22 protein-coding genes are annotated in these 19946 nt (G+C 70.4%); 7 read left to right on the top strand and 15 right to left on the bottom strand.

Annotated elements, in window-relative coordinates; translation table 11 throughout:
* Positions 1–116: 116 nt before the first annotated feature.
* The 4 genes from E9232_RS02410 to E9232_RS02395 form a co-directional block, all read right to left on the bottom strand.
* Positions 117–845 carry a TerB family tellurite resistance protein gene (locus E9232_RS02410; RefSeq protein WP_309791912.1) on the bottom strand — a complete coding sequence of 243 codons (729 nt, stop codon included), beginning with the start codon at positions 843–845 and terminating at the stop codon, positions 117–119.
* Positions 846–947: 102 nt separating this feature from the next.
* On the bottom strand, positions 948–1904 hold the full coding sequence (locus E9232_RS02405) for a M48 family metallopeptidase (RefSeq protein ID WP_309791911.1): 957 nt from the start codon (positions 1902–1904) through the stop codon (positions 948–950).
* 10 nt (positions 1905–1914) lie between these two features.
* On the bottom strand, positions 1915–3993 hold the full coding sequence (locus E9232_RS02400) for an adenylate/guanylate cyclase domain-containing protein (protein WP_309791909.1): 2079 nt from the start codon (positions 3991–3993) through the stop codon (positions 1915–1917).
* A gap of 58 nt (positions 3994–4051) precedes the next feature.
* On the bottom strand, positions 4052–4771 hold the full coding sequence (locus E9232_RS02395) for a hypothetical protein (RefSeq protein WP_309791908.1): 720 nt from the start codon (positions 4769–4771) through the stop codon (positions 4052–4054).
* Between the two features lie 295 nt (positions 4772–5066).
* On the opposite strand from E9232_RS02395, the gene E9232_RS02390 reads away from it, so the two are divergent.
* On the top strand, positions 5067–6467 hold the full coding sequence (locus tag E9232_RS02390; RefSeq protein WP_309791907.1) for an FAD-binding oxidoreductase: 1401 nt from the start codon (positions 5067–5069) through the stop codon (positions 6465–6467).
* Here E9232_RS02390 and E9232_RS02385 read toward each other — a convergent pair whose 3' ends face one another.
* Positions 6468–6689, bottom strand: a complete 222-nt coding sequence (locus E9232_RS02385) for a hypothetical protein (protein WP_309791906.1) — start codon at positions 6687–6689, stop codon at positions 6468–6470.
* Positions 6690–6778: 89 nt separating this feature from the next.
* On the opposite strand from E9232_RS02385, the gene E9232_RS02380 reads away from it, so the two are divergent.
* On the top strand, positions 6779–7162 hold the full coding sequence (locus E9232_RS02380; protein ID WP_309791905.1) for a winged helix-turn-helix domain-containing protein: 384 nt from the start codon (positions 6779–6781) through the stop codon (positions 7160–7162).
* 58 nt (positions 7163–7220) lie between these two features.
* Here the strand turns inward: E9232_RS02380 and E9232_RS02375 are convergent, their stop codons facing one another.
* From E9232_RS02375 to E9232_RS02365, 3 genes are all read right to left on the bottom strand, one after another.
* Entirely contained in the window at positions 7221–7406 is a 186-nt protein-coding gene (locus tag E9232_RS02375; RefSeq protein WP_309791904.1) for a hypothetical protein, read from the bottom strand.
* Positions 7397–7633 (bottom strand): hypothetical protein, encoded by a 237-nt coding sequence (locus tag E9232_RS02370; protein WP_309791903.1) that lies wholly within the window; start codon positions 7631–7633, stop codon positions 7397–7399. The genes E9232_RS02375 and E9232_RS02370 overlap by 10 nt, the downstream gene beginning before the upstream one ends.
* A gap of 151 nt (positions 7634–7784) precedes the next feature.
* Positions 7785–8018, bottom strand: coding sequence for a hypothetical protein (locus E9232_RS02365; protein ID WP_309791902.1), 234 nt, complete (start codon positions 8016–8018; stop codon positions 7785–7787).
* Positions 8019–8161: 143 nt separating this feature from the next.
* Between E9232_RS02365 and E9232_RS02360 the strand changes: the two genes are divergently transcribed.
* Both E9232_RS02360 and E9232_RS02355 read left to right on the top strand, forming a co-directional pair.
* Positions 8162–9028: a DUF6502 family protein gene (locus E9232_RS02360; RefSeq protein WP_309791900.1), complete on the top strand. Its 867-nt coding sequence runs from the start codon at positions 8162–8164 to the stop codon at positions 9026–9028.
* Positions 9028–10299 (top strand): DUF5666 domain-containing protein, encoded by a 1272-nt coding sequence (locus tag E9232_RS02355; RefSeq protein ID WP_309791899.1) that lies wholly within the window; start codon positions 9028–9030, stop codon positions 10297–10299. The genes E9232_RS02360 and E9232_RS02355 overlap by 1 nt, the downstream gene beginning before the upstream one ends.
* Before the next feature lie 28 nt (positions 10300–10327).
* On the opposite strand, the gene phnE (E9232_RS02350) is transcribed toward E9232_RS02355, so the two are convergent.
* The 4 genes from phnE (E9232_RS02350) to phnC form a co-directional block, all read right to left on the bottom strand.
* Positions 10328–11206 (bottom strand): phosphonate ABC transporter, permease protein PhnE, encoded by an 879-nt coding sequence (gene phnE, locus E9232_RS02350; RefSeq protein ID WP_309791898.1) that lies wholly within the window; start codon positions 11204–11206, stop codon positions 10328–10330.
* Positions 11206–12105, bottom strand: coding sequence for a phosphonate ABC transporter, permease protein PhnE (gene phnE / locus E9232_RS02345; RefSeq protein ID WP_309791897.1), 900 nt, complete (start codon positions 12103–12105; stop codon positions 11206–11208). Before phnE (E9232_RS02345) ends, phnE (E9232_RS02350) begins: the two co-directional genes overlap by 1 nt.
* Positions 12106–12202: 97 nt before the next feature.
* On the bottom strand, positions 12203–13141 hold the full coding sequence (phnD, locus tag E9232_RS02340; protein WP_309791896.1) for a phosphonate ABC transporter substrate-binding protein: 939 nt from the start codon (positions 13139–13141) through the stop codon (positions 12203–12205).
* A gap of 69 nt (positions 13142–13210) precedes the next feature.
* Positions 13211–14032, bottom strand: a complete 822-nt coding sequence (phnC, locus tag E9232_RS02335; RefSeq protein WP_309791895.1) for a phosphonate ABC transporter ATP-binding protein — start codon at positions 14030–14032, stop codon at positions 13211–13213.
* A 226-nt stretch (positions 14033–14258) separates the two neighbouring features.
* Here phnC and E9232_RS02330 point away from each other — a divergent pair, with 226 nt between their 5' ends.
* The gene (locus E9232_RS02330; protein ID WP_309791894.1) at positions 14259–15536 is read left to right on the top strand and encodes an MFS transporter; all 1278 of its coding nucleotides are present in this window, start codon (positions 14259–14261) and stop codon (positions 15534–15536) included.
* A 4-nt stretch (positions 15537–15540) separates the two neighbouring features.
* Here E9232_RS02330 and E9232_RS02325 read toward each other — a convergent pair whose 3' ends face one another.
* Complete coding sequence (locus E9232_RS02325; RefSeq protein WP_309791893.1) at positions 15541–16326, bottom strand: enoyl-CoA hydratase-related protein; 786 nt, start codon at positions 16324–16326, stop codon at positions 15541–15543.
* A 269-nt stretch (positions 16327–16595) separates the two neighbouring features.
* Between E9232_RS02325 and E9232_RS02320 the strand changes: the two genes are divergently transcribed.
* Positions 16596–17204: a TetR/AcrR family transcriptional regulator gene (locus E9232_RS02320; RefSeq protein ID WP_309791892.1), complete on the top strand. Its 609-nt coding sequence runs from the start codon at positions 16596–16598 to the stop codon at positions 17202–17204.
* Positions 17201–18709 (top strand): MFS transporter, encoded by a 1509-nt coding sequence (locus E9232_RS02315; protein WP_309791891.1) that lies wholly within the window; start codon positions 17201–17203, stop codon positions 18707–18709. Before E9232_RS02320 ends, E9232_RS02315 begins: the two co-directional genes overlap by 4 nt.
* Before the next feature lie 10 nt (positions 18710–18719).
* On the opposite strand, the gene E9232_RS02310 is transcribed toward E9232_RS02315, so the two are convergent.
* Positions 18720–19094 carry a hypothetical protein gene (locus tag E9232_RS02310; protein WP_309791890.1) on the bottom strand — a complete coding sequence of 125 codons (375 nt, stop codon included), beginning with the start codon at positions 19092–19094 and terminating at the stop codon, positions 18720–18722.
* Between the two features lie 101 nt (positions 19095–19195).
* Complete coding sequence (locus E9232_RS02305; protein ID WP_309791889.1) at positions 19196–19891, bottom strand: polyamine aminopropyltransferase; 696 nt, start codon at positions 19889–19891, stop codon at positions 19196–19198.
* Positions 19892–19946 lie beyond the last annotated feature (55 nt).

The raw sequence follows: 19946 nt of genomic DNA, 5'->3' as shown, positions 1-19946 counted from the left end.
CGAGGAGGCGCAGCCGACGAAGCAATCCATGCCAGGCGGCGCCATGGATTGCTTCGCTGCGCTCGCAATGACGATGATGGGTGCGAAGAGCCCGCCCACACGGCCAGCCGGCGCGGTCAGGCCAGCTTGCGCTCGCGCCGGATGATGTCGTAGGCGGCGTTGATCCGCGCCATCTTGTCGGTGGCCACGCTGAGGAAGTCCGCCGGCACGCCGCGGGCAATCAGCCGGTCCGGATGGTGCTCGCGGATCAGCCGGCGATAGGCCGCCTTCAGGCTCTCGTCGTCGATCTGCGGCTCGACCCCCAGCACGCCGTAGGGATCGACGTCGCAGCCCGAGCATTCCTCGGCGCACAGCCGGTGGAAATCCGCCGCGGTCAGGCCGAACAACCGGGAGACGGCGCGCAGATACTCCAGCTCCGCCGGCTTCACGTCGCCATCGGCCTTGGCGATGTGGAACAGGCACTGCAGCAGTTCCTCCAGCACCTCCGGCCGGTCGTGGAACATGCCGGCCAGCTGCCGGGCATAGGGCTCGAACCCCGCGGAATCGCGGCGCGCCAGGTTGAACAGGCGCTCGACATTCGGCTCCTCGGCCTCGGGCACGCGGAAGACCTCGCGGAAGGCCGTGACCTCCTCCGCCGTCACCGTGCCGTCGGCCTTCGCCATCTTGGCGCCCAGCGCGATCACGCCGACCGTGAAGGCGATGTGCTGCGTCGCGTCGCCATCGGGCGCCGGCTGGCCGCGATACCAGTCGACGGCATGGCCGGCCACGGCCCCGATCAGGCCGCCGATCGGGCCGCCCATGGCGAGCCCCGCAGCCGCGCCGACGATCTTTCCCCAGACACTCATTCCACCGATCCGCTCGTCGAGACGCCGCCCTCGCCGCCATCATAGCAGCGTCGGGGGCCGGCGCAGAGAGGGCGCGGCGACGCGGGGGCCGGGGACCGCCGCTCAGCTCGCCTCGGCCGGGTTGCGCAGGTAGTAGCGCCGGGTCGGGAACACCGCCTTGATCTGCTCGAACTCCGCGCCCCCGCCGCCACCGCCGCCGGCCGGCTGCTTGGCGGCCGCCGCGTCCAGCAGCTCGATCCGCTCGCGCGTGTCGGGATGCGACGAGAACAGTGAGGTGGTCTTGTCCTCGCCCGGCGGCACCAGCGAATCCAGGGTCTTGAACACCGCCGAGGCCTGGCGCGGGTCGTAGCCGGTGGTGCGGAACACGGCCAGGATATAGGCGTCGGCCTGGCGCTCGTGGTCCCGGGAGTAGCCGGAGGTGATGAGATCCGTGATCGGGCCCTGGAGTTCATCCAGAGCCGCCTTGCTCAGGGGCTCGACCACCCCGCTCAGCGATCCGGCGCTGGCACTGATCTCGGTCTGGGCCACGCCCTTGCCGAACGAGAGAATCTTATCGAGCCGCCCCTTGTCGTCCAGCTCCTGGATCTGGTGGCTCAGTTCGGCATGCCCCATCTCATGCGAGATCACCGCCGCCAGCTCCGTCTCGGTGGCGACGTAGCGCAGCATGCCTTTGTTGATGCCGAGCTTGCCGCCCGGCAGCGACCAGGCGTTGGGGGTGTTGTCGTCCAGCACCGTGATCTCCCAGCGGAACTGGCGCTTGGAGGTCCGGAAGATGGGCTCGGCGAAGCGTCGCACCGCCGACTGGACCCGGGCGTTCGAATAGGACCCGCCGGACGCCGCGATCAGGCGCGGGTAGAGGCCGTCGCCCATGCCCAGTTCCTCGCCCGGCGAGATCTTCTTCGACGTGAACAGCTCATTGGCCGTGTTCATCGCCGAGAGGGGATCGTTGGCATAGTTCTGCAGGGTCTGGCAGCCGCTCAGGGCGAGCGCCGCGAGGCTGGTCCCGGCGCCGGCGAGAAAACCGCGCCGGCGCAGGATCGGATTCCATGAGTCGATCAATGATGCCCCCTCATTTCGTGGTCAGAATATAACTTCGATCCCAATCCGCCGGCGGCGGCGTCTCGGCATAGCCGGCGGCGCGGTCGCGGTAGAGCGCGGCGGCGGGATCCTTGTCCGCCAGCGCTGCGAAGAGGTCGGCCGCCTCGGCGAAGCGGCGGCGGTAGTAGAGGGCGAGCGCGGCGTGAAACCGTCGCACGCCATCGGCCCGCTCGGGGGCGACGTCCCCGGCCAGGCCGATCGCCTCATAGACCTTGACCGGCCGCGCCTTGCCCTTGACCACGAGGTGGTCCAGCCGGCGCATCAGGTAGCGGCGCGGCAGCTGGCGGTAGGTCGCCTCGCCGATCATCAGCTGGCTGCCGTAGAGCTTGTTGGCGCCCTCCAGCCGCGAGGCCAGGTTCACCGCATCGCCCAGCACGGTGTAGTTCAGGCGGGTCGGCGACCCGACATTGCCGACAACCGCGTCGCCGGAATTGATGCCGGCGCGCAGCCCGAGCGGCGGCAGCCCCTGCTCACGCATGAAGCTGTCATTGTAAGCGTCGAGCGCGGCGAAGGCGTCGAGCCCGGCGGCGACGGCGTGTTCGGCGGCATAGGGGTCGGGCAGCGGCGCGCCCCAGATCGCCATCACCGAATCGCCGATGAACTTGTCGACATAGCCGCCATGGCGTTCGACCGAATCCGCGACCCGGGCCAGCAGCCCGTTCACCACCGCGACCAGCCGCTCCGGCTCCTTCTCCAGCCGCTCGCCCAGGCTGGTGAAGCCGACGATGTCGTAGAAGGCGATGGTCACCGGCCGGGTTTCGCCGACCAGGGTCAGCCCGTCGGGGTTCTCGGCCAGCCGGTCGACCAGCGACGGCGCCAGATAGTGCCGGAAGGCGTTGACCACGCGCCGCCGGGTCCGGTCCTCGACCACGAAGCGGTAGACATAGATCGCGGTGAAGGTCAGCGCCCAGGCCAGCAGGATCGGCACCAGCGGCGGGACGATGCCGCTGCCCAGCGCGTGCAGCGACGCGAGCACGGCGACCAGCACGGCCGCGAGCAGCGCCAGCAGGCCCCGGCCTGGCGCCAGCAGGAACAGCAGCGCGCCGAGCACGGTCGACAACATCCCCACCAGCACGGCCGCGGCGGCAGGGTGCAGCATCAGCGGCGCCCGGCCGAGGGCGAAGGTCGTCGCCGCGATGGCATGCACCAGCGTGCCGGCCATGGTCGTCCGCCCCCCGGCGCCGACGCCCGGGCTCAGGGCCGGGCCGCAGCGCGCCGCCGGCTCATGGTCCGACCGTTCCGCCAGCAGCCGGCGCGCGGTGATATGCCGGTCTTCCGTGTCGAGGATCAGACCGACGATGACGATGCGGCCGGCGAATTCGCGGCGGAAGAAGTCGATCTGCTGGCTCTTGGCACAGGCGGCGATATCGGCGAATTCATAGATCGGCAGCTCGCGCGGGGCGATGGTGAAGTCGATCACCGAATCGCCGGCGGGCACGGCATAGCCGGCCCGGGTCGCCAGCTCCGCCGCGAAGCTGCGCACTGTCCCGCCCTGCGTGAGCGGTTGCGTGTCCGGATAGGTCCGCACCACGTTGTCCGGATCGGTCACCAGGTTGATCGGACTCAGATTCTTATCGCCCTCACCGCCCTCCCCGCCGAGCGCGATGACCAGGCCCTGGTCGGGACCCACGATCTGGTCGCCGTAGGGCGCATAGCCCAGCACCACCTTGCCCGCCGGCCCGATGGCGCCCAGCACCTGCCGCAACCTGCGGTCGTATCGGGGCACGAGGTCGGGGTGGTCCAGCGTGGTCGGGAAGATCTCGTCCATCCCGATCACTGCGACGCCGCCGGCGGCCAGCCCGGCCAGAACGTCGCCGAACTGGGGTGTCCACGCCACCTTGGGCCGGTCCTTGAGCGGCGCGGTGCGATAGGTCTCCTCGCGGACCGCCACCACCGCGACGGGCGGGTGAGCCGGCAGCGGCCGGTGGGTCAGGCCGAGGGGCTGGTCGATCCACAGCAGCGGATCGATCCCCAGGCGCTGAAGGAAATCGGCGTTGGGCAGCAGCATGCTGCTGCCCAGGACGGTGCCGATGCCAAGGGCCACGACCATGCGGCGGAACCTGCGCATCCCGTTGTTTCACTGAATCGGGGGCTGGGAGCCCTGCGCCTCAGCGCAGCACGACCATGCTGCCCGCGCCCTTGGCGCCCGGATCGACCGAGAACACCGCCGACAGGCCCGCCGCCTCGATCCTGTAGGGCACGCCGGTCTGCAGCTTCGGCGCGTCGCCGGGATAGCGGAAGCCGCTGCCGCCCTGGCCTTCCCACACCGTCTGCGGCGAGGGCGCGTCCAGCATCACGATGCGGACCGAGCCGCCGGCACCGGAAAACTGCGGCCGGGCGGAAGAGACGGTGGTCTCGTCCCAGAGCTTCGCACTGAACGGAGTTTCGCCCAGCCGGTTGACCCCCGCGCCGGCCTCGGCCGAACGCGCGTTGACCGCGACCCGGTTGACCCCCGCGCCGGCTTCGGACGACCCGGCGTTGAGCGCGACCTGGCTGCGGCTGCAGGACGTGTTGCTGGTCGACACCTGGCCGCCGGCCACGCGGCTGGCCCCGGCACCGATGGTGACGACGCCGCCGCGAATGGTCTCGATGCTGCAGCCCCCGGCATAGGCCAGGGTCAGGCGCCCGCTGCTGCCGAGATTGATGGTCTGGCCGGGATAGACGCTGTCGCCGGTCTCGACATCCGCCCCCGGCGCCCCGCTGATCGCCGTGACCTGCGCCGCAGCGTCACCGCTGGACGCCGGGCTGCCGGAATCGGAACTCGTGACCCCCGGCAAGATGTTGTTCAGAAGTCCCTCGAACTGCGCCGAGGCGCTGGTCGGAACCATGACGGCCGCCAGAGCGGCGGCGACAAGCCACGCTGAAATACGCCTGTTCATATGCATACCCCCCAAACAGAACGTCGACGACGGCAGGTCGCCGGATCGCTTCAATCCAAATCTTGCCCCGACTCCTTGATGGGCACGGGGCATGGCTTTTTCATGACGATTGTAACAAACCTTATGGCAGAACGCCGTTCCGGATTGGAAATGACCCTTTGAGCCCGGCAGCGCTGGCCGCTTGTCGGCTGCCGGATGCCGGCATAAGGTCGACATCCGTTATGTCTGATAATTGAGCCGGATCATGGCCGTCACGCTGTCCCCCCGCCCCGCCCTCGACGACCGTGCCGCCGCCGCCCTGCGCGCCTTGCTGGGCGACCGCTTCTCCACCGCCGCGGCGGTGCGGGAGCAGCATGGCCGGGAAGAGACCTACCACCCCACCATGCCGCCGGACGGCGTCGCCTTCCCGCAATCGACCGAGGAGGTGGCGGCGGTGATGCGGATCTGCGCGCAATATGAGATCCCGGTCATCCCCTACGGCACCGGCACCTCGCTGGAGGGCGGCATCGCGGCGCTGCGCGGCGGCGTCACCATCGACCTCCAGCAGATGAACCGGGTGGTGCGGGTCTCGGCCGAAGACCTCGACTGCACGGTCGAGGCCGGGGTGACGCGCAAGCAGTTGAACGAATATCTGCGCGACACCGGCCTGTTCTTCCCGATCGATCCCGGCGCCGATGCCAGCCTGGGCGGCATGGCCGCGACCCGCGCCTCGGGCACCAATGCGGTGCGCTACGGCACCATGCGCGACAATGTGCTGGGCCTGACCGTGGTGCTGGCCGATGGCCGCATCATCCGCACCGGCGGCCGGGCGCGGAAATCCTCGGCCGGCTACGACCTGACCCGGATGTTCGTCGGTTCGGAGGGCACGCTCGGCATCATCACCGAGGTGACGCTGAAGCTGTACGGCATCCCGGAGGCGATCTCGTCGGCGGTCTGCGCCTTCCCGACCATCGCCGATGCCGTGAACACCGTGATCGCCACCATCCAGCTCGGCGTCCCGGTCGCCCGGATCGAACTGCTTGACGAGGTCCAGATCCGCGCCTCGAACGCCTATTCCAAGCTCGACCTCGAGGTCGCTCCGACCCTGTTCTTCGAGTTCCATGGCACCGAGGCCGGGGTGGCGGAGCAGGCGGAGACGGTCAAGGCGCTGGCCCAGGACCACAATGGCGGCGAGTTCCACTGGGCCACCAAGGCCGAGGACCGCACCCGGCTGTGGGAGGCCCGGCACAAGGCCTACTACGCCGGCATCGCCCTGCGCCCGGGCTGCAGCGGCATGCCGACCGATGTCTGCGTGCCGATCAGCCGCCTCGCCGATTGCCTGGTCGAGACCAAGGCCGACATCGAGGCCAGCGGCATGGTGGCGCCGATCGTCGGCCATGTCGGCGACGGCAACTTCCACACCTGCATGATCCTGAACCCGGACGACCCGGCGGAGATCGCGACCGCCCAGGCCTTCCACGACCGGCTGGTGATGCGGGCGCTGGCGATGGGCGGCACCTGCACCGGCGAGCATGGCATCGGCTACGGCAAGATCCGCTATCTCTCGCACGAGCACGGCGACGCCGTGGCGGTGATGCGGTCGCTGAAGCAGGCCCTCGACCCGGCCGGCATCCTCAACCCCGGCAAGGTCCTGCCGGGGAACTGACTACCCGAAGACGGCCCAGAGCAGGACGAGCACCGCGGCCACGGCGATCAGCGCGATCACCGGGGTGTTGCGTCTCAGCTGGTCGGCGTCATGGTCGGGCGCGCCGCTGGTCACGGCGGCCTGGGTGGCCGGGGGGTCGCTGGCCGGGAACGATTCGTCGATGGCCTCGTCGACCTTGTCGTCCAGCGCCGGCTCGGCCGGACGCGGCTCGGCAGCAGACATCATGGCCTCCCATTGTTGTGTTCTGTCATAACGAACGCTCCGGAGCCGAGTTCCCCCCGGCCCCGTCCCGCCCCTATGATCGCACAATCATGCCCAGGCTGCGCATCCGCATCGACTTCGACCCCTCCGGCACCGACCGCCAGCTCGGCCCCGGCAAGATCGGCCTGCTCGAACATGTCGCCGAGACCGGCTCGATCTCCGCCGCCGGCCGGGCCATGGGCATGTCTTACCGCCGCGCCTGGCTGCTGATCGACAGCCTGAACCGCTGCTTCCGCGAAAAGGTGATCGAGACCCGGCACGGCGGCACCCAGGGTGGCGGGGCCGCCCTCACGCCCTTCGGCGAGGCCCTGGTCGAGGAGTTCCGCGCCATCGAGCAGGAGGCGGCGGCGTCCGTCGCCCGGCGGCTCGCGGCGCTGGAGGCGGCGACGGCGCCGCCGGGCGAGCGCGACCAGCCTGCGGACGCCCCGGGCTAGGCTGCGGCGCGGCAGTGCGCTCGATCGGGCCGCGCCGCCTGCTTTTCATGTGCTCTTTTCATGCATCGAGGCGGACCCTCTCGCCCGGCGCCTGCGGGTATGCGCCGTGCCGGGGCAGGCCGACATCCTCGGCCTCCGAATCCCATTCGTCGTCACGATGCCGCGACGCGAACGCCGCGCCCACCGCGACCCCGATCGAAGGGCCGATGGCGGCCCAGAGGATGAGGGCGGTGATCACGGCCATTGCCCCTTCGATCCGCATCGCCCGCCCGGCCGCGCCGCGGCCGGGAGAGGCTGTTCGACGGCCCGGCCGGGCGGCTGTCGCCAGGATTCGGCATAGGGATAGGCCGGAATGGGCCACCCGCATTCGGGCGGCGGCGTCTCGTCGTCATCCTGCGATCCGACAAGGATGCCCACCATGAACGCCAGAAGCGGTCCGATGGCGGCCCAGATCATCAAGGCGACCGTCACGGCCGCCCATCCTTTCTGTCCGAGGCCGGCGATCTGAAAAGCGGCCTGCCACGGCGAACGGCCGGTCCGTCGGCGGCAGGAAGACGCGACCGCAGGTAGAGTTCGAGCCACGGCAGGATGGCCAGGATCGGTTGAAGCATCGCCTCTCTCCTCAAGGAAATTGCGACAGCTGGCTGATGGGAAACTGCGACAGCAGGCGGATGACCGCGTCCATGAGCGCCAGTCCAAGGGCGGTCATGAAGGCGACCGCGATGACGGCCGCCGTGGCGCGCCGGCGCCTGTCCCTGTCGGTCACCGGCGGATCTTCGGCCGGTTTGTCGCCGACTGACGGCCCCGGCGAGGTGGCCCGTGGCTTGCGCGGGGCGATCGGTTCCGACAACGGCATGGGCCGCGCTCCTCGTTTGTGGGAATTTATCCCACAAACTTGAGTGGGTGTTTTTCCCACGTCAAATGAAAACCCGTCCATGTGGGTGTTTTTCCCACGAATCATCATGCTAGGATCGCGCCCGAACCGTCACTTGCGACCAGATGCTCCCCTCCTCCCCGCCGCCTGCCCCGGATGCCCTGCTCAAGCCGCTCGCGCGGCTGCTGCGGCCCTTGATCCGCCTGCTGATCCGCAGCGGCGTGACCTTTCCCGTGCTGGCCGACCTGTTGCGCAGCCTCTATGTCGAGGTCGCCGCCCGCGATCTCCTGACCGAACCGAAGGCACAGACCGACAGCCGCATCAGCCTCCTCACCGGCGTGCATCGAAAGGAGATCCGCCGGCTTCGGACGCAGCAGACCGCGCCGGACGACGGCACGCCGCCGGTGGTGACCCTGAGCAGCCAGATCATCGCCCGCTGGCTCGGCGGATCGCCCTATGCCGATGAGCAGGGCCGGGCGCTGCCCCTTCCGCGGATTGCCCGCTCAACCGGCGAAGCGTCCTTCGAGGGGCTGGTCGAATCGGTGACGCGGGACGTGCGTCCCAGAACCGTGCTCGACGACTGGATCGGCCAGCACATCGTCTTCCTGGACGGCGAGGGCCGCGTCTGCCTTGACGCCGCCGCCTTCATCCCGCGGCCGGGCGGGGAGGAGCAGCTCTTCTACTTCGCCCGGAATCTGCATGATCACATCGCCGCCGCGACCGAGAATGTGGCGGCGGCCGGACCGGCGCCATTCCTCGATCGCAGCATGCACTACGATCGACTGCGTCCAGAAACGGCCGCGCAGCTGGAGACCACGGCCCGCGAAGCGGCGCAGCACCTGCTGACGGATGTCAACCGCATCGCGCAGGAGATGGCCGACGCGGATGACAGGGCGATGCCGCCTGCCTCGGGGGCGCCGCTGCGCCGGATCAACCTCGGTGTCTACGTGTATGTCGAAGACGATCCCAACGACGAGGAGAAGGCGCAGTGATGCGTCGCGCGCACATCCTGGCCCTCGTCCTGCTGGCGTCCTGCACGTCGGCCGGTCCCGGCAGCCGCCCGACCGGCCCCGGGGCTGCCGGCGGACCGGCGACCAATGCGCCGGGATCGACGCAGGCCATCGCCGAACGGGGCGTGGGCGGGACCGGCATCGCGCCGCGGGATGCGGTGGCGGATCGCGGCATGGGGGGCACCGGCATCGTCGGCGTGGTCACCGGCTTCGGCAGCATCTGGGTGAACGGCATCGAGGTGGAGTTCGATCCGAACACGCCGGTGCAGGTCGACGGGCGACCGGCGCGGAGCCATGCGCTGCAGGTCGGGCAGGTCGCGGTGATCACCGCCACGGGCAGCGGTGCGCATCTGAAGGCCAGCGCCATCGCCATCCGCCACGAGGTCGCCGGCCCGGTGGAAGCCGTCGACGCGACCGGCACCGTCCTCCGTGTCTCCGGGCAGCGCGTGCGCCTGACCGACGCCGTCTGGGGCGACAGCACCCCGCAGCCGGGTGACTGGGTGGCGGTGAGCGGCTTCGCCGAGCCCGATGGCGGAATCGTCGCGACCCGGATCGACAAGCGTGATCCCGGCCGCATCGTCGTGCACGGATCGCTGTCCGGCAGCGCCGCCGCGCCGCACATCGGCACCCTCGCATTGCGGCCGACGACGCGCCTGTCCACCCATCTGGGGAAGGACGTGACGGTATCGGGACGATACGTGGATGGCATGCTCGTGGCCGACGACGTATCGCAGGATGCCCTGGCGACCGACCCCGCGGGATGGTTCGACCGGTCGGTGAGCCGGCTCGTCATCGAATCCTACGCCGATGCCGGCCGCCGCGAATTCGGCTGGGGCCAAGGCCTGGATGCCGCCGCCGCGGGAATTCTCGGATCGCTGGGCACCCAGCCGCAGCGCGTGATCATCGAATTCCAGCGACGACCCGGCGGCGGCCTGGATGCGGTCGGACTGCGCAGCACCATCGGCCGCACCGGAACGGCACCCGAACCCCCGCGCGCTATCGGCGACGAGCGGCAGCGTTTCCAAGGCTCGACCGGACCGGACGGCAGGCAGACTCCCCCGGGGAGCCGCGATCAGAGCAGCGCGGCACCGGCGGGGCCGACCGCCGGGCGGCCGCCCGGCGGTTCGGATCTGGCCTACAGGCGGTCGGATCCGATGTTCGGATCCGGTTGCGGCGGTGGAGGCATGCCGGGCGGCGGATGCGCGCCGGCCGGGTCGTTCGGCCGCGGCCGCCATGGCGGGCCCGGCGGGTGAGCGTCCAAGCCCTCCGGACCAGCCCCCTTCAGCCCCGCGCCGCCTCGCGGCCGATCAGCTTCAGCCGCAGCCATTTCGACAGGGTGTCGATCACGGCCACTGTCACCAGCACCAACACCAGGATGAAGGCGACCTGGTCCCAGGCCAGGATCTTGATGCGTTCGGAGATCTGCAGCCCGATGCCGCCGGCGCCGACGATGCCGAGGATCGTGGCCGAGCGGGTGTTGGATTCGAAGAAGTACAGCGCCTGCGACAGGAACAGCGGCATCGCCTGCGGCAGCACGCCGAAGCGCAGCACCGCCAGGTTCGACGCGCCGGTCGAGCGCACGCCGTCGATCTGCTTCTTCTCCGCCGTCTCGATCGCCTCGGCGTAGAGCTTGGACAGCGAGCCGATGTCGGAGACGCAGATGGCCAGGATGCCGGCCAGCGGGCCCAGCCCGACCGCGCGCACGAACACCAGGGCCCAGATCAGCTGGTCGACGCCGCGCAGACCGTCGAACAGCCGGCGGAAGCCGAAGCGCAGGACGCCGAGCGGCATGATGTTGCGGGCACCGAGGAAGCCGAGCGGGATGGCGATCACCGAAGCGATCAGCGTGCCGATGAAGGCCATGGCGATGGTCTGGCCCAGTGCGGCGAAGATCTCGCCGTACTCCCAATCGGCCATGCCGTGCCAGGAGACCATCTGGCCGATGATGACGAACAGCCCGTTGGGGCTGACCAGCCCGCCATAGAGCCGGGCCGGCGAGACATTGAAATACCAGAAGAGGTAGCCGAGATAGACCAGCGCCAGCAGGAGCAGCGCGGCGCGGACCAGGCGCTCGCCCATCGGCCGGCCGAAGGCCCGCGGCAGGGCGGCGCGGGCATGGTCGACATCGATCGGACGAATCCGAGCAAAGCGGGCCCCCATCAATGCGCCTCCCGCGAGATGAAGACCGAGCGCAGCCGTTCGGAGCCGAGATCGATCAGCGTCACCGCCGCCACGATCATCAGCACCAGGGCGCTCAGCTCCTCGTAATAGTTGAAGCTGACGATATAGTAGAGCTCCTGCCCGACGCCGCCGGCGCCGACGAAGCCGAGCACCGAGGCCGAGCGGATGTTGATCTCCAGCCGCAGCAGCACATAGGACAGGAAGTTCGGCAGCACCTGCGGCAGCACGCCGAAGCGCATGATCTGGACCCAGGTGCCGCCGGCGGCGCGGATGCCCTCCAGCGGCTTGTCGTCGACCGCCTCGTTGACCTCGGAGAACAGCTTGCCCAGCGCGCCGGTGGTGTGCACCGCCATGGCCAGGATGCCGGCCAGCGGCCCGACGCCATAGGCCCAGACGAAGCACAGCGCGTAGACGATGTCCGGCACGCTGCGGCAGATCTCGAGGAAGCGGCGGCTGAGATGGTAGATCCAGTGGCTGCGCACCAGGTTGCGCGAGGCCGGGAAGCTGAGCAGCAGCGCGGCCACTGCCCCCAGCACCGTGCCCATGATCGCCATCTGGGCGGTCTCGAACAGCAGCACGGCGTAGCTGCCGGCGCGGTAGTACCAATAGGCGACCGAGCCCTGGGTCTTGCTGTCGGACAGCAGGTCGGCCCAATGCAGCGTCGGCAGGGTGCGCTGGAAGTATTCGCCGATCCACGGCAGGCCGGCGGCCAGCTTGGACGGGAAGAACTGCCCGACATATCCCCCGACCAGCACGGCGGCGAGGAACAGTGCCAGCCCGACCAGGGTGGCACGGCGACGCTGGCGCGCCAGGGCCCGGCGCCCGGCCTCGAAGGCCGCGACCGGGTCGGAAGGTCGGGTTTCGGTCAAAATGGTCATCAATGATCCGTAGGTTGGGTTCGCGACCGCGAACCCAACAGTGTTCCGGCGGCGCAATGTTGGGTTCGCCCGAGGACGAACCCAACCTACGGGTTGATCAGCTGCGGCGCGCGGTCGCCTCGGTCTCGCGCATCTTGATGATGGCCGAGAAGAAGTCGTTGGTGACCGGAGCGAAGCCGGAGCCCGTGCCCTTCTCCACCGCCTGGTAGATGTCCGGATGGTCGACCGGCAGCTTGGTCAGGAACTCCAGCATGTCCTTGCGGAAGGCTTCCGGCAGGGCGGTGCGGGTGGCCCAGGGGCCGTTCGGGATCAGCGTCGACTGCCACAGGATACGGAGATCCTTCATGTCGAGCATCTTCTTGTCGACCATGCTGCGCAGCGCGCCGCGGCTGTAGCCCACCGCCGGGTCGCCCTGGCCGGAGATCCAGGTTACGCCGGCGTCGTACTGGCCCTTCATCACCGCGACCACGCCCTGCTCATGCCCGCCGGCAAAGTTGGTCGAGCCGAAGAACTTGGCCGGGTCGAAGCCCTGGTCCTTGAGCTGGAAGTTCGGGATCAGGTAGCCCGAGGTCGAGTTCGGGTCGGCGAAGGCCAGGGTCTTGCCCTTGAGGTCCTCGATCTTCTGGTAGGGGCTGTCGGACTTGACGTAGAGCACCGAGAAATAGCCGGTCGACCCGTCGTCTTCCTTGGTCACCACCAGCGGCTCGACGCACTTGCAGTCCAGCCACAGGCCGGCATAGCCCGAGGCGCCGAATTCGGCGAGGTCGAGCTGGCCCGCCGCCATGCCCTGCATGACGCCGGCATAATCGGACGCCGGGTAGAGTTCGACCTTCACGTTGAAGGTGCTCTCGAGCAGCTTCTCGAAGCCGTCGTAGCGCGCCAGCCGGTCGGCATCGGCCTCGCCGCCGAGGATGCCGACGCGGATGACCGGAACGTCCTTCTTCCAGCTCGGATCGGCCGCCGAGGCGGTGCCGGCCAGGCCGGCGAGAGCGATGGCGGCCGTGGCCGCTGCGAGGATCGTGCGCCGCATGAACATGGGTCTACCCCTTTCCAGTGCATTGTGATTGGACGCCCGGCGCCGCGCCGGGCGCCGTCCGGCTGGAGCTCAGGCCGGGACCAGCTCGCGCTCGCCGGTCCTGGGCTCGATCGCGGTCGAGGTGATGCGCTCGTCGAAGGCCTCGCGCATTCCGTCGACCCCGTAGATCTGCTCGACCACATCCATGGTCAGCGCCTCGGGGGCGCCGTCGAACACCACGCGGCCCCTGGCCATGCCGACCACCCGGTCGCAGTAATGCCGGGCGGTGTCGAGGGTGTGCAGGTTGACCAGGACGGTGATGCCGTCCTCGCGGTTGATGGCGCGCAGCGCGTCCATCACGATCTTGGCGTTGCGCGGGTCGAGCGAGGCGATCGGCTCGTCCGCCAGCAGCACCTCGGGCTCCTGCAGCAGGGCGCGGGCGATGGCGACGCGCTGCTGCTGGCCGCCCGACAGGGTGTCGGCCCGCTGCAGCGCCGCCGGCGCCATGTCCAGCCGGTCGAGCGCCTGGATGGCGAAGGCCCGCTCGCGCTCGCCGAACTGCTTCAGCAGCGACGGCAGCGTCCAGTGATAGGCGATGCGGCCGAGCAGCACGTTGGTCAGCACGTCGAGCCGGCTGACCAGGTTGAACTGCTGGAAGATCATGGCGCAGCGCGCCCGCCATTCGCGCAGCGCCCGCCCCTTCAGCCGGGTGACGTCGACGCCGTCGAACAGGATGCGCCCGCCGCTGGGGTCGGCCAGGCGGTTGACCAGCCGCAGCAGGGTCGACTTGCCGGCGCCGGAGCGGCCGATCACGCCGACCATCTGCCCCGGGGCGATCGTCAGGCTGACGTCGTCGACCGCGTTCACCGCGCGATAGCTCTTGGTCAGTCCTTCGATCACAAGCTCGGCCATATGGCACACTCCGGTCCGGTCACGGGCAGCGCCGGCCTCGGGAGGCGGACCGGCGACCGTCATCGGCGTGTGTGGCCTAGCAAGGGGAGGTTACAGTCGCGTGATCCCCCTGTGTCGATTCCGTGAATGCAGCCAAGCCTCTGCCCGGGTTGACCTTTTGTCGCAAACGGGCTTGGGTGGCCGCCAAGACGTCCAATCATCAGACGATTCGTGGGAGCCAAACGCCTTGCCCGAGTCCCGTCCGCAGACGATCGCCAAGATCACTTGGCGGCTGATGCCGTTCCTCGGCCTCCTGTACCTGATCGCCTATATCGACCGGCAGAATGTCGGCTACGCCAAGCTGCAGATGGTCGGCGACCTCGGCATCAGCGAGACCGCCTATGGCCTGGGCGCGTCGCTGTTCTTCATCGGCTACTTCCTGTTCGAGGTGCCGTCGAACGTCATCCTGGCCCGGGTCGGCGCCCGGCGCTGGCTGGCGCGGATCATCTTCACCTGGGGCCTGGTCACCCTGGCGCTGGCCTTCACCCAGAACGCCACGATGTTCTACGTCCTGCGCTTCCTGCTGGGCGTCGCCGAGGCCGGCTTCTTCCCCGGCGTGCTGTTCACCCTGACCCTGTGGTTCCCGCAACAGTTCCGCGGCCGCATGATCGGGCTGTTCATGGCCTGGAGCGCGGTCGCCAACGCGGTCGGTTCCACTGTCGGCGGCGCGCTGCTGGACCTCGACGGCATGCTCGGCCTCAAGGGCTGGGAATGGGTGTTCATCGCCACCGGCATCCCGGCCGTGGTGATGGGCGTGGTCACCTATTTCTTCCTACCCGACAGCCCGGAGAAGGCAACCTTCCTGGACAGTTCGGAGAAGACCTGGCTGCGCGACGTGCTGGCGCGCGAGAACGCGGAAGGCAAGGTGCAGCACGGCAACCCGTTCGCCGCCCTGCTCGACGGCCGGGTGCTGCTGCTGGCGGTGTTCTACGTCGCCTTCCCGCTCGGGGCCTATGGCCTGAGCTACTGGCTGCCGACCGTGGTGCAGGGCTTCGGCGTGTCGAACACCGTCAACGGCCTGCTGAACATCATCCCCTGGGTCTGCGTCGCCGCCGCGCTGTGGTGGGTGCCGCGCAACGCCGCCCGCACCGGCGACCAGACCTGGCACATCGTGATCCCGGCGCTGGTCGCCGCGGCCTGCCTGGCGCTGAGCGTGGTGGTGCCGGGCAATGCCGCCAAATTCGCCCTGCTCTGCGTCGCAGCGGCCGGCATCTTCGCGCCGCAGCCGGTGTTCTGGTCGCTGCCGCCGACCTTCCTGACCGGCGCCACCGCGGCGGCCGGCATCGCCGCGATCAATTCGGTCGGCAATCTCGGCGGCTTCATCGCCCAGAACGCGGTGCCCTGGATCGGCGACGCCACCGGCAGCAAGCTGGCGCCGATGTGGTTCCTGGCCGCCAGCCTGGTGGTCGGCGCGCTGATGACCTTCGTCGTCCAGGCCGCGCTGCGGCGGCCGAGGGCGGGGTAGCCGCTCAGGCCCCTCGGAACCGCGGCGGGCGGCGCTCCGCGAAGGCGGCCTGGCCTTCGCGGAAATCGGCGCTGCGATAGGCGGCGTCGACCAGCGCCGCCGTCTCGGCCGTGTCGGCATCGGCGCCGGCCATCATCGCCTCGACCATCCGCTTGGTGGCCCGCAGGCTCAGCGGCGCCCGCTCGGCCAGGGTGCGGGCATAGTCCAGCGCCACGGCCTCGACCGCGTCGTCGGGCAGCACCCGGTCGACCAGGCCGATGGCCAGCGCCTCGGCCGCATCGAGCAGCCGGCCGGAGAACAGCATGTCCTTGGCCCGGGCCGGCCCCACCGTGGCGACCAGCCGGCGGGTGTCGGCGAAGCTGTAGGCGAGGCCGAGCCGCGACGGGGTGATGCCGAGCCGCGCGGGGGCGCCGGCGAAGCGCAGGTCGCAGGCCAGGGCCAGGCCGCAGCCGCCGCCGACGCACAGGCCGCGAACCAGGGCGATGCTCGGCCGGTCGAGGCTTTCGACCGCGTGCAGCGCCGCCCGCACCGCCGCGTTGTAGGCCTGGGTCGAGGCCTCGTCGGCAAACACCGTGCCGAATTCATGGATGTCGGCGCCGGCGGAGAAGGCCTGGCCGCCCGCGCCTTCGACGATCACCGCCGCGACCTCGGGGTCGGCATCGATCTCGGCGCACAGCCCGGGCAGCGCGCGCCACATCGCGGCGCTGATCGCGTTGTGGCGCGCCGGCCGGTCCAGCACCAGCCGCGCCAGCCTTCCGTCGCGAAACCATCGGATCGGGGTGTCGGTCATCGGGTCCTCGCCACAGGGCCGGCGAGTGTGTCACCGCGCGACCGCGCCGGGCAATCCCGGGCGGCGCTGAAGTGACACGCCGCCCCCTCCCCCGTCATTGCGGGCGCAGCGAATCCATCCATCGGGCAGCCCATAACGGCGCCATGGATTGCTTCGTCGGCTTCGCCTCCTGGCAATGACGAAGGGGGGCCACCGCATCCGCGCCTCATCGCTTGACTCTTCGTCGCCCATAAATGAGAATGAACGTTCATTCTCACCGAGACCGACCCATGCCCGACGCCGCCCCCCTGTCCCGCCGCGAGGAGAAGCAGCAGCGCATCCTGGAGGCCGCCGCCGACTGCTTCGCCCGGCGCGGCTTCCACGGCACCGGCATGGCCGAGATCTGCGAGGCGGCGGGAATGAGCGCCGGCAACCTCTACCGCTACTTCCCGAGCAAGGAGGCGATGATCTGCGCCCTGGTCGACGTCGAGCGGGAGGAGACGGCGGCGCTGTTCCGGGCGGTGGAGGACACCGACGATCCGCTGGCCGCCATCACCACCCTGCTGGTGCGGTTCCTGACCCTGACCGCCGATGCCTCGGGCCACCGGCTGTGGCTGGAGATCCTGTCGGAGGCGGTGCGCAACCCGCGGGTCCAGGCGGTGCTGGACCGCGGCGACCGCGAGATCCGCGCCGCGCTGGCCCATCTGATCGGCCGCGCCGCCGCCTGCGGCCAGGCCGACCCGGCGCTGGACGGCGACGCCGCCGCGGTCTGGCTGCTGGCCCTGACCGACGGCTTCAGCGTCCGGATCGCCACCGACCCGGCCTATGACATCGCCGCCGGCCTCGCCGCCCTGCCCCAGCTGATCCGCCGCTGCCTTGCCCCAGGTGTGACCCCATGACTGCCCATCCTAATCGCTGGGCCATCCTGCCCGTCGTCTCCGTCGCCCTGCTGCTGGTCGCGATCGACGCCACGGTGCTGCACATCGCGGTGCCGACGCTGACCCTGGCCCTGGGGCCGAGCGCGACGCAGCTGCTGTGGATCATCGACATCTACCCGCTGCTGATGGCCGGGCTGCTGCTGGCCGCCGGCACGCTGGGCGACCGCTTCGGGCACAAGCGGATGCTGCTGCTGGGGCTGGGGCTGTTCGCCCTGGCCTCGGCCGCCTGCGCCTTCGCCCCCGGCCCGGCCTGGCTGATCGCCGGCCGCGCCTTCCTGGCCTTCGGCGGCGCGATGATGATGCCGGCGACGCTGTCGATCATCCGGCTGGTGTTCGACGACCCGCGCGAACGGGCGACGGCGATCGGGGTGTGGGGCGCCGTCGCTTCGGGCGGCGCCGCCTTCGGGCCGGTGGTCGGCGGCGCGCTGCTGGAGCATTTCTCCTGGGGCGCGGTGTTCCTGATCAACGTGCCGATCATCCTGGTCGCCCTGCCCTTCGCCGCCTGGCTGGTGCCGGGCCGGCGCGACGACCGCGGCGGCCATCCCTGGGACCTGCCCGGCCTGGCCATGGCCATGGTCGGGGTGATGGCCTTGGTCTATGCGGTGAAGCAGAGCACGCATGAAGGCGCCGACCCGTGGCTGGCGGCCGCGATCGCGGTGGTGGGCGCGGTGCTGGTGGCCGGCTTCCTGCGCCGCCAGGCCCGGGCCGCGGCGCCGATGATCGACCTCAGCCTGTTCCGCAACCCGGCCATCGCCATCGCCCTCACCTCGGCCATGGTGGCGATGATCGCGGTGGTCGGCTTCGAGCTGCTGCTGAGCCAGCAGCTGCAGCTGGTGCTGGGCCTGTCGCCGCTGCAGGCCGGGCTGCGGCTGGCGCCGGTGCCGCTGGCGTCGTTCCTGGCCTCACCCTTCGCCGGCCGGCTGGCCCACCGCTTCGGCTTCCGCGTCACCGCCACCGCCAGCTTGGGCCTGTCCGCCGCCGGCTTCGCCGCGGTCGGGCTGCTGCCGCCGGGCGAGGTCTCGGCGGCCACGGTCGCCGCCTTCATCGCCATCGGCGCCGGGCTGGGGGCGGCGATGACCGCGGCCTCGACCACGGTGATGAACAGCGCCCCGGCGCACCAGGCCGGCGCCGTCGCCTCGGTCGAGGAGGTGGCCTATGAGCTGGGCGGCGGTCTCGGCGTCGCCCTGTTCGGCAGCCTGATGACCGTGCTGTACCAGCGGCTGATGGCCCTGCCGCCGATGTTGGAGGCCGCGGTGCCGGCGGCGCGCCGGTCGATCGGCGAGGCGCTGATATCGGCGGAATCCCTGGCGGCGCCGGACTCCGGCCTGGTCGCCGCGGCGGCGCGGGGCGCCTTCTCCGCCGCCTATCAGGGCGCCGCCCTGGCCGCGGCGGCGCTGCTGGCCGCCACCGCCCTGGCCGCGCTGGTCGTCCTGGCCCGGCGGCGGGCGGCACCGCAACCGGGGTGAGCGCGCCCGGCTATGCCGGCTTGTTGGCGAAGGCCTCGGAGCAGTAGACCGTGTTGCCGCCGGCGAAGACGAAGAACACCACGTCGCGGTCGTTGGTCAGGGCCGTCACGGTGCAGGTGACCGGCACGGCTTCGGCGTCCTTCACCGTCTTGCTGTCATGGCGCTCCCAGACCAGCTTGCGCCCGCCCTCGGGCGTGGCGGTCTCGTGGTCGGGCGGCCCGAGCCCGGCGATCATCTCGGCCGAGGGGTGGTCCTGGTAGGGCGCGATCTGCTGGCCGAAGACCTCGCGGGCGGCGGAGGTCACGCCCTCCACCGTCTGCGGCTCGGCGCAGGCGGCCAGGGCCAGCATCAAGACGACGGCGGAAGCTGTTCTGAGGGACGGCACGCATATCCTCCGGCGACCATGGATCACGACGGTCGCATCGCGATGCCTGTTCCAGCGTGTACACGCTGCTGGGCCGGATGGTCCAGGGGGTCGCCGCCTGCCTACAGCCGTTCCAGCCCGAAGCCATCCAGGTCGCGGTCGGGCATGGCGGAGCGCGACAGCACGTAGATCACGTGGAACGGCCCGTCATCCGGCGCCCTGGCCACCGGCCGGCGGGTGACGGCGAAGCCGGCGGCGCGGGCGCGGTCGACGAAGCCCGGATCCTCGAAGGCCGACCACAACAGCAGGACCCCGTCCGGTTTCAGCCGGGCCGCGAAGGCCGCCAGCCCGGCGGAAGAGTACAGCGCCGAATTCCCCGCCGCCGACAGCGGCTGGGGCCCGTTGTCGACATCGAGGACGATGGCGTCCCAGGCGCCCTCCCCCGCCAAGGCGAGGACGTCGCCGTGGCGGATCCGGACATGGTCGGGCAGCGCATCGAACAGCCGCCGGCCGGTGTGGCGGTCGAACCAGCGGATCACCGCCGCCGACAGCTCGGCCACGGTCACCCGCCCGGCCCCGCCGAGGTGCCGGACCAGGCTGGCCAGGGTGAAGCCGAGGCCGAGGCCGCCGACCAGGATGTCGGGATCGGGGCTGCGCGCCAGCCGGGCGGCGAGTTCGCCCAGGATGTCCTCCGACTGATGGAACGCGCCGTTCATCAGCTCCCAGCCGTCCACCCGGATCATGTGGATGCCGTCGCGCTCATACAGGTCGAACACCGTGCCGTCCTGCGTCGCGCTGTCGAGATGAATCCAGGCCATCGCACCCTCTCCTCCGATCGGAGAGTTGTCGCCGATTCCGGCGGCCGGCGCATCC

Origin of the sequence: Inquilinus ginsengisoli (genome assembly GCF_031453975.1) — a bacterium.
Lineage (GTDB): Bacteria > Pseudomonadota > Alphaproteobacteria > DSM-16000 > Inquilinaceae > Inquilinus > Inquilinus ginsengisoli_A.
The sequence above is the reverse complement of the archived record's forward strand: the minus strand, read 5'-3'. Positions and strand labels throughout refer to the sequence as shown.

What these genes read in the sequence shown, in the direction of transcription:
- E9232_RS02410 (WP_309791912.1), bottom strand. Translation starts at nt 845, where the DNA reads ATGAGTGTCTGGGGAAAGATCGTCGGCGCGGCTGCGGGGCTCGCCATG.
- E9232_RS02400 (WP_309791909.1), bottom strand. Translation starts at nt 3,993, where the DNA reads ATGGTCGTGGCCCTTGGCATCGGCACCGTCCTGGGCAGCAGCATGCTG.
- E9232_RS02395 (WP_309791908.1), bottom strand. Translation starts at nt 4,771, where the DNA reads ATGGTTCCGACCAGCGCCTCGGCGCAGTTCGAGGGACTTCTGAACAAC.
- E9232_RS02390 (WP_309791907.1), top strand. Translation starts at nt 5,067, where the DNA reads ATGGCCGTCACGCTGTCCCCCCGCCCCGCCCTCGACGACCGTGCCGCC.
- E9232_RS02385 (WP_309791906.1), bottom strand. Translation starts at nt 6,689, where the DNA reads ATGTCTGCTGCCGAGCCGCGTCCGGCCGAGCCGGCGCTGGACGACAAG.
- E9232_RS02380 (WP_309791905.1), top strand. Translation starts at nt 6,779, where the DNA reads ATGCCCAGGCTGCGCATCCGCATCGACTTCGACCCCTCCGGCACCGAC.
- E9232_RS02375 (WP_309791904.1), bottom strand. Translation starts at nt 7,406, where the DNA reads ATGGCCGTGATCACCGCCCTCATCCTCTGGGCCGCCATCGGCCCTTCG.
- E9232_RS02365 (WP_309791902.1), bottom strand. Translation starts at nt 8,018, where the DNA reads ATGCCGTTGTCGGAACCGATCGCCCCGCGCAAGCCACGGGCCACCTCG.
- E9232_RS02360 (WP_309791900.1), top strand. Translation starts at nt 8,162, where the DNA reads ATGCTCCCCTCCTCCCCGCCGCCTGCCCCGGATGCCCTGCTCAAGCCG.
- E9232_RS02355 (WP_309791899.1), top strand. Translation starts at nt 9,028, where the DNA reads ATGCGTCGCGCGCACATCCTGGCCCTCGTCCTGCTGGCGTCCTGCACG.
- phnE (WP_309791898.1), bottom strand. Translation starts at nt 11,206, where the DNA reads ATGGGGGCCCGCTTTGCTCGGATTCGTCCGATCGATGTCGACCATGCC.
- phnE (WP_309791897.1), bottom strand. Translation starts at nt 12,105, where the DNA reads ATGACCATTTTGACCGAAACCCGACCTTCCGACCCGGTCGCGGCCTTC.
- phnD (WP_309791896.1), bottom strand. Translation starts at nt 13,141, where the DNA reads ATGTTCATGCGGCGCACGATCCTCGCAGCGGCCACGGCCGCCATCGCT.
- phnC (WP_309791895.1), bottom strand. Translation starts at nt 14,032, where the DNA reads ATGGCCGAGCTTGTGATCGAAGGACTGACCAAGAGCTATCGCGCGGTG.
- E9232_RS02325 (WP_309791893.1), bottom strand. Translation starts at nt 16,326, where the DNA reads ATGACCGACACCCCGATCCGATGGTTTCGCGACGGAAGGCTGGCGCGG.
- E9232_RS02320 (WP_309791892.1), top strand. Translation starts at nt 16,596, where the DNA reads ATGCCCGACGCCGCCCCCCTGTCCCGCCGCGAGGAGAAGCAGCAGCGC.
- E9232_RS02315 (WP_309791891.1), top strand. Translation starts at nt 17,201, where the DNA reads ATGACTGCCCATCCTAATCGCTGGGCCATCCTGCCCGTCGTCTCCGTC.
- E9232_RS02305 (WP_309791889.1), bottom strand. Translation starts at nt 19,891, where the DNA reads ATGGCCTGGATTCATCTCGACAGCGCGACGCAGGACGGCACGGTGTTC.